General features: G+C 68.0%; 6 protein-coding genes. 1 reads left to right on the top strand and 5 read right to left on the bottom strand.

Going from position 1 to position 7,622, the window contains the following annotated elements; all coding sequences use genetic code 11:
* Positions 1 to 173: 173 nt before the first annotated feature.
* The gene (locus AC08OT_RS05760; RefSeq protein ID WP_476602600.1) at positions 174 to 2,351 is read right to left on the bottom strand and encodes a putative bifunctional diguanylate cyclase/phosphodiesterase; all 2,178 of its coding nucleotides are present in this window, start codon (positions 2,349 to 2,351) and stop codon (positions 174 to 176) included.
* Between the two features lie 193 nt (positions 2,352 to 2,544).
* Positions 2,545 to 3,363: an SAM-dependent methyltransferase gene (locus AC08OT_RS05755; protein WP_476597326.1), complete on the bottom strand. Its 819-nt coding sequence runs from the start codon at positions 3,361 to 3,363 to the stop codon at positions 2,545 to 2,547.
* Positions 3,364 to 3,864: 501 nt separating this feature from the next.
* Here AC08OT_RS05755 and AC08OT_RS05750 point away from each other — a divergent pair.
* Positions 3,865 to 4,419 (top strand): flavodoxin family protein, encoded by a 555-nt coding sequence (locus AC08OT_RS05750; protein ID WP_476602599.1) that lies wholly within the window; start codon positions 3,865 to 3,867, stop codon positions 4,417 to 4,419.
* A 132-nt stretch (positions 4,420 to 4,551) separates the two neighbouring features.
* On the opposite strand, the gene AC08OT_RS05745 is transcribed toward AC08OT_RS05750, so the two are convergent.
* Genes AC08OT_RS05745 through AC08OT_RS05735 form a run of 3 tightly spaced genes read right to left on the bottom strand, consistent with a single transcriptional unit; the run spans position 4,552 to position 7,397 of the window.
* Entirely contained in the window at positions 4,552 to 5,646 is a 1,095-nt protein-coding gene (locus tag AC08OT_RS05745) for a TfuA-like protein (RefSeq protein WP_476593766.1), read from the bottom strand.
* On the bottom strand, positions 5,643 to 6,863 hold the full coding sequence (locus AC08OT_RS05740) for a YcaO-like family protein (RefSeq protein ID WP_476593767.1): 1,221 nt from the start codon (positions 6,861 to 6,863) through the stop codon (positions 5,643 to 5,645). Before AC08OT_RS05740 ends, AC08OT_RS05745 begins: the two co-directional genes overlap by 4 nt.
* A gap of 30 nt (positions 6,864 to 6,893) precedes the next feature.
* Entirely contained in the window at positions 6,894 to 7,397 is a 504-nt protein-coding gene (locus tag AC08OT_RS05735) for a hypothetical protein (protein ID WP_476593768.1), read from the bottom strand.
* Positions 7,398 to 7,622 lie beyond the last annotated feature (225 nt).

Genomic DNA, 7,622 nt, shown 5'->3' with positions numbered 1-7,622 from the left:
TCGACACGCGGCCCATTCCCGGGGCTACCGGCTCCAAACTCCCAGCGTACGACGGGTGTCGACCGCAGATCACCGACCGCCGCACCACCCCGGAGGAGCCCCCGCCCGGAGGAGCCAAGGCTACCCACGCCGAAGATCTACTGGAGGTGGAGAGGTCAGCGCGTCCTACGGGATCAGCGCGCCCATGCCGCCCGCACTGCCCGCGTGGGGCTCGAAGATGATCGGTCCGAGCCAGCAGACCGGGTGAGGATCCTCTGGGTAATCTCCTCGGCCGTCAGCGGCGGCGCGAAGAGAAAGCCCTGCGCACTGTCGCAGGCGGCCGCGCGCAACCGCTCGGCCTGCATCAGGGTCTCGACGCCCTCGGCGGTCACCGTCAGGCGCAGGGTGTGAGCCAACGTGACCAGCGTCTGCACGATCTCCTCATTCCCCGGGTCGGCGTCCCGCGCCGAGCGGAAGCCCTCGATGAACGGTCCGGCGAGCTTGAGCGTGTGCACCGGCAGCCGACGCAGGTAGGCGAGGTTGGAATAACCGGTGCCGAAGTCGTCGATAGCGATCCGCACGCCCATCTCGGCGAACCCGCGCAGGACCCGCAGCGGCTCGTCGGCCGTGCCCATGAAGGCGCTCTCGGTAAGTTCCAACTGGAGCAGGTCCGGGGAAAGCCCGGTCTCGTCGAGAATGCGTCGGACCTGTTCCACCAGGCCGGCCTCGCGGGTCTGCCGGGCGGCCAGGTTGACGCTGACGAACGGGGCGTGCGGATGACACTCCTGCCACTGCCGCGCCTGCCGGCAGGCAAGCTCCAGCACTCGCCGGCCGAGGGGCACGATCTGCCCGGCCTCCTCCGCCATCCCGATAAACAGATCGGGGGGCAGCAGACCGAGGCCGGGATGCCGCCAGCGGACCAGCGCCTCCACCCCGACCATCGCCCCGGCGGCCATCCTGGCACCCGCACCGTCGCCGAGAGCGATGATCGGCTGGTACTCGACGACGAACTGGTCCTGTTCGAGGGCGCGGGGCAGCATGGTCGACAGAGTGTGCCGGGTCACCTGCCGGACGCCTCGCTCCGCGTCGAACAGGGCCCAGCGGCCCTTCCCCTCCGCCTTCGCCCGGTAGAGCATGATCTCGGCGGCCCGCAGCAGATCGGCGTAGTCCCCGTCGGCGACGGGCCGTTCGACGATGCCGATGCTCGCTCCGATGGACAGCGCGTGGTCACCCACCCGCAGCGGGCTCGCCAGCGCCGCCAGCACGGTCTCGGCGACGGCGACGGCGTCCGCCGTGCCGGCTGTGTCGGCGACGAGGATCACGAACTCGTCACCACCCATCCTGACCAGGAGCTGCTCCGGGGACAGCACCCGACGCAGCCGGTCCGTGACGGCGACGAGCAACCGGTCGCCGACGTCGTGGCAGAGGCTGTCGTTCACCATCTTGAATCCGTCGAGATCGATGAAGCACAGTCCGATGCGACGTTCCGGTCCCGTGGCCATCAGTTCGTGGACCCGTTCGATGAGTACCGTCCGGTTCGGCAGGCCGGTGAGCGGGTCGTGCCGCGCCTGGCGGCGCAGCTGGCTCTGCAACAGATGCCGGTCGGTCACATCCACGATCATGGAGAGCTGCGCACGACACCGCCCGTCGTCGTCGCGCAGACACGACGTGGTCAGCTCGGCCCACACCACCGACCCGCCGATCCCGGTGAACCGCCGCTCCATCCGGATGTGCTCCGGTCCGGCGGTCCGCTGGGCGGCATAGGCCTCCCGGAACTCCCCCGCGTCCTCGGGATGCGCGAACTCGTCGATTGACCTGCCCCGCACCTGACCCGGGTCGACTCCGAGCATCCGCAGAAAAGCGTCGTTGGCATCGATGATCCGTCCGTCTCCGTCATTGATCAGGATTCCGATCGCGGAGCCGGTGAAGATCAGCCGGAAGCGGGCATCGCTCGCGTGCAGGGCCGCGCGATGGATCGAGTCCTGCCCGGCGAGGATCCGCTCCCGCAGCGCATGGGCGTATCCCTGGGCCAGGCCGCCCTGCAACGCCGCCAGCCGGGCGCCGTACCCGTCGGCCGTCCCGAGTCGTAGGTCGGTGAGCAGTCTGGTGCCACAGATCTCGATGGTTCCGGCCAACGCGTCCGCGGCGCCGAAGGTGTACTCGACGACGGCAGCCCCGACCGCGGCCGCAGGGTCGGCCGTGAACGGTTCGGCGAGCAGGGCGTCGACGAGCCGGTCGCTCAACGCCCGTAACCGCTGCTCGACGTCGATCAGGCCGATCGCCGGGTAGCTGGCGCCGAGGATCTCTCGGGCCCAAGCCTGGGCGAAGCGCGCGACGCCCTGCTGGCGGGCCGTCTGGGGCAGGGACCTCACCGCACGCACTCCTCATCGCACGCATTTCTTACCGGACCATGACGAACCTTGGGCCTGACCCGCCCTGTGACAAAACCTCGGCCGCTGGCCGGAAAAGCGCCGGAAGCCGAAGAAAAACTAATACAAGTTAAGAAAAGTAAGAGATAGCCAGAAAAAAACCATAAAAGGCCAAGAACAGCCAAAGAACGGCGAGCTACCGGCGCCCGACCGCGGCAAGTACCGTGGAACGCACCGGGTTGCCCGCGAGGGGATCGGCGCCCATGCCCGCCGCGTCCGGGCGCCAGGCCGGCAGGTAGACCAGGCCCGGGTCAACGAGGTCGTATCCGCGGAGCAGACCGGCGATCTCCGCACGGGAACGCGGGGTCACCCCGGTGGGGGTCTCGTCGTAGACCTTGCTGGCCTGGTTGATCTCTACGGCCCGCTCGTCCGCGATCACATGCGAGATGGCCAGGTAACTGCCCGGCGCCATCGCCTCCCGGAAGGAATCGATGATGCCAGCCGGGTCATCGCTGTCGGGGACGGAATGCAGAACCGTCACCATGAGCACGGCGATCGGTTGAGAAAGATCGAGCAGCTCGGCCACCGCGCTGGAGCCGAGGATCGACGCGGGCTGCCGAACATCTGCCTGCAGCACCGTGGCCCGCGGATTGTCGGCGAGCAGCATCCGGGAGTGGATGACGGCGACCGGGTCGATGTCGACATAGACGACCCGGGCCTCCGGATTCACCCCTTCGGCGATCTCATGTACGTTACCGACCGTCGGCGCCCCGGAGCCGAGATCCAGGAACTGTGTGATCCCGGCCTCGGCAGCGAGGAAGCGCATCGCCCGGTGCAGGAACAACCGGTTCGATCTGGCGATCAGCGGGGCATCCGGGAGGATCTCGAGGGCGGCGCGCGTCGCCTCCCGGTCCACCGCGAAATTGTGCGATCCGCCGAGCGCGTAGTCGTACATCCGCGCAGCGCTCGGGCGATTGACATCGATCCCCGCGGCCCACTCGGGCAACTCGGGCATGATCATCTATTCTCCTGCGCGACCCACTAGACGACGTACGGTGAGGAGATTGTCTACCATCGCTACCTTCGTCACCACACCGGCCGGTGTCGCTACGGAGACCAGTACCTCCACGCCGCGTTCACACCCCGTTCGCTCGTTTCATCGCACGCCCGCCCTACCTCCCGCCCGGGCCTCCCAGCAGCGCGGACCGACCTCCGGCGGCGGCCCATGGGGAAGCCGCCGACTGTGCCGAATGTCCGGTTTGACCAGACCGTCCGACCCTGCCCTGCGTGGCCGTCCACGGATGACACTGGTCTGGAACCTGGATCGAGGGTCGACGCCCGCGACGGCCGAGGAGACCCCTACGGCCGCAAGAACCGGAAGAACCGGGAGGACCGGAGCTCGCGGCGGCAGCCGACAGACCGACGGCGGCCGGGACAGCGCGGGTATTCGGGCGTCGCCCTCGGCCGGGACCACACGAGGCTCCGGTACGAGGTTCCGGGTAAGGAGTGGGACGAGATGCGCGCCCTCGTCGTGTATGAATCGACGTTTGGCAACACCAGGGTGATCGCGGACGCCGTCGCGATCGGCCTGTCGACGTGGTTGGACGTCGGACTCGTGGAGGTCGGCACCACGGACCCGGCCCTAAACGACGATGTCAGGCTCCTCATCGTCGGCGGGCCCACCCATGCGTTCGAGATGAGTCGGCCCGAGACCCGGCACGACGCCACCAGGCGGACCGAGGGCAACGTCGTGTCGCCGGGAATCGGGATCCGGGAGTGGCTCGAGGCACTACCCAGGCAACCGAGTGGGTCGCCCGAGGGGATACCGCTCACCGGAGCGGCCACGTTTGACACGAAGGTCCGTCACCCCCGTCCCGCAGGTTCGGCCGCGGCCGGTGCGGCAAAGTGCCTGCACCGTCTCGGCTTCTCCCTCCTCGACCGTCCGCGGAGTTTCTACGTCGACGGCCCGGCGGGCCCACGGGTGGCCGACGAACCCGAACGCGCCCGCCGCTGGGCCGAAAGCCTCGGATGGATGGTCCCTGCCTCGGCGAAGGGTAACGCGCTTTCCTGAGCCGCCTTGACACAGCAACACTTCACCCGGATCGCCGCCGAGTACGAACGGCTCGGTGGAGGAAGTCGGATCTTGCACGGATCTGTAAGGTTTCTGGTTGCACAAACTGGCAGAGGCGATTTTCGGGCGTGACTACCGGGCGGCGAGGAAAGCGGCTTCGCGGGCGGCGACCTCGGTGACGCGGTTGACGTCCGTCCAAGCACGCTCGCGGAGAAAGGCGCCGAGGTCGTCTGGCCACCCCAGACGCTCGCCGAAGAACCAGGCAAGGAGCTTGTCGGCGTTGCTCTGATCATCGTCGGTGGACTGAGTCCACACCTGCCGTTTCCGCCTTGCTCGGCGGCAGCACTCGGGCCAGTCGGGTTCAGCCGAAAGGAGCGCTACCCAGTCGACCCATTCGCCGGACGACGCGCGCGCAATACCCTCAGCCACAGTGTGTGCCAACGGAACGGCCAAGAGGAACTCGTCAAGGATGCTGGCGATGGGCGTCTCCTGCCGCACGACTTCGTTCCAGAGCACGGTGGGGGTAAATTCAGTCGCAGCGGGCGAGGTCGTTTCGCTACTCGACGGCATGAGGTCGTCGCGCATCCGTTCGAGCATGGCCACTGCGTCGGCCCGCTTCTGATCGACTCGGCCTTGCGGCAGCCACGCGCGCAACGCCTCGAGCTGTTCGGGGGGGCACGGCACCAGGTTCAGCAGGTGCTCCCACCGGCGGTCAGCATAAAACAACGAACGTGCGGTCTGAACGACGAGCTCTCCGGTCATGCGAGAGACCACGCCCTGCGCCGTCGCGGCAGCTACGGTCGCTCGCACGTTCACCAGGGGCTCCGAAAGCGGCCGAAAGCCGTGCTTGCTCGTTGCATGCACAAGGGCCACCTCGTCGTCCGAGGTCAGCTCACCGGAGCAATATCCCGCAGCGATGTCACCGACGGCGACCATGCCGAAGGGCGCCAGCTCGGCGCCGCGTAGCGCTCCCATGCTCGACGACCCGTAGACCCGGATCCCGAGCGCTAGGGCGTACAGGATCTCCTTGTGCCACACTGCCGGCACTTGGTGGAAGTAGCCGTCGATGATCCCGATCGTGGGCGGTCTCTCCTGGCTGATCCGCCACACGTCCCCGAGCTGAACAGGCGGCAGGAACTCGGCGTCCAGAACGGCGCGAGCGTCGTCGATGCCGAGTGTCGGGCCGAGGAAGACGACTGGCAATGGCCCAGTCACTGGCCCGGTCAACCGACGACGCCCTCGACAGCGGCGCGAGCGCGAGCACCCGGCCTGTACCCCGACACGTCACTGGGCGGCTCGAGACCTGGAACAACCGCGCGGCCGACCGCAACGCCGGTGTCCGGCCGGCTGAGGTCAACCCACCAAGGGTCGAAGCCTCGGGTGACGAGCGCACTCACCACGGCTTCCAGGTCGCGCTCGAGCGTGCTCGTCGAGAGGTCGGGGAGGTCGCTGACGTCGCGGCCGCCGCGCAACGACGCCCGCCAGCGCTCTCGCAGCAGTCGCGCCTGCTCGGCGGCAGCGGAGCTCGGGCGGTAGCGGGCGCGGAACATGTCATCGCGTACGCCGCTGATGAGCGTGAGACGGCTCTGCGCCGCTTCGGTGACGGCACGGCACAGCGCGATGTCTCGACTGGGATGGCATCCCATGCCACTCGTGGCGTAGACCGTGAGATCCTGGTCGTCGGCGTCTGGCTCGAAGACTGTGCACTCCACAGTGGCGACGCCGACATCGCTCGTCGCGTCGTGGAGCATCACAGCGATCCCAGCCTCGTCGAAGCGCTCAAGCAGTGACCTGCCGACCGGGTCGGTGACGCTGCCAAGATCGATGGTGGTCGTGGTGACGTCGCCGGTAAGCCGCCACATAGTGATCGCATCGCGTTCGATCAGCTCGCAGAGTGCGTGAAGCTTGGCTTCGAAGCCGTTGTTGCCCGACGACAGACCGTTCGAGGTACAGCTGAACCAGCCGCTACCTGGCGGTTCCTGAACTCGACCGTCGGTGTGCACTACCTCGAACGGGACAAGCGCCGCAGTGCCGTCGACGAGCGAGGCGGCCGCCACCCACGTCGTCGGTGTCGTGGTCGCAAAATTCGCTCCGGTTGCCCGAGCCAGGCCAGACCAATCGGCTATCTGGTGGCGCGGCGCAAGGTCGCAGGCGGGTCCCCACACGGTCGGCACACTCGCCCGTTCGGCGTGCCACAGCTCGACGGATTCCATGATTGCCGAGGCTTTGGCGGCGGCAAGCGTGACGCCCTTGCCCATCGAGACGGCCAGCGAGTAAGCGGCCGGGCGGCAGGCAGTCACCACCGGTATGCCGATCCGGTCCAGTCCAGTGACGTCCGCTACTCTCGTGATCCCGAAGATGTCGAGCTGGCCGCGCAGCCGCCGGACGGTTTCTTCCGGCGCCACCGCGCGGTGGGTCCCGAGGGTGAAGGTCTTTGCTGTCATCGCGATCCTCCGGCCACCAGATGCACGACGTCAGTTGCCATCTCGGTCCGAGGTCGCCAGGCGCAGGCGAGGTCTCGTGCGCGCCGCGGCGGAGCGGGCCGGCGGGTCGGCGTCGGGTGTCAGTGGCAAGGCCAGTGCCAAGAACCGATCGCCATCCCGGAACACGAGGCGAGCATCGGTCATCTCGGTCAAAAAGGCTCGCACTTCGTCGGGATCGAGGTCAAGGTCGCGGTCGCGAAGCAGGCGACCCGCCGCGCTCGACGGGGTGGCGCCGTCGAGGCAGGCGAGGTAGAGCTCCGCCTCGACGTCGTCGAGGAAGATGTCGCGGCTCGGGAGCAAGGGGCGACGGTCGCGGATACGCAGGAACCCCGGCCCTCTCTCGTATCGAAGCGACCGGTGGCGCCCGGGCGTCCAGCAGCGGTCCCAGGCGTCGACCGCGTCACGCAACGGGGCGACCGCTTGTTCGGGGTCGTGCCCGTCCACGTGCTCGTACTCGAACGCATACGCCAGGCCGGCGAGCTCGTCCGCCGGCACGGAGTGCAGGTGGCGGTAAGTGGCGGTAATAGGCGACGGGACCGAGCAGCCGCAAGCCGTGGGACGCGGGTTTGTCGAAGTAAGGGCTGAACCGCTGGACCTGAAGCCGGACCAGCCCGGGCGGCTTGAGGTGGACAAGTGACTTCACCAGGTCTGCCATCGCCACGTAGTCTTCGTCGGTCTTGCCCGGCAGCCCGTAAATGATATTTCAGGTCGGAAGCAGTG

The organism is Frankia sp. CgJB1, assembly GCF_977947065.1.
The sequence above is the reverse complement of the archived record's forward strand: the minus strand, read 5'-3'. Positions and strand labels throughout refer to the sequence as shown.

Coding starts and splice junctions, on each gene's coding strand:
- AC08OT_RS05755 (WP_476597326.1), bottom strand. CDS start 3,363: ATGCCCGAGTTGCCCGAGTGGGCCGCGGGGATCGATGTCAATCGCCCG.
- AC08OT_RS05750 (WP_476602599.1), top strand. CDS start 3,865: ATGCGCGCCCTCGTCGTGTATGAATCGACGTTTGGCAACACCAGGGTG.
- AC08OT_RS05740 (WP_476593767.1), bottom strand. CDS start 6,863: ATGACAGCAAAGACCTTCACCCTCGGGACCCACCGCGCGGTGGCGCCG.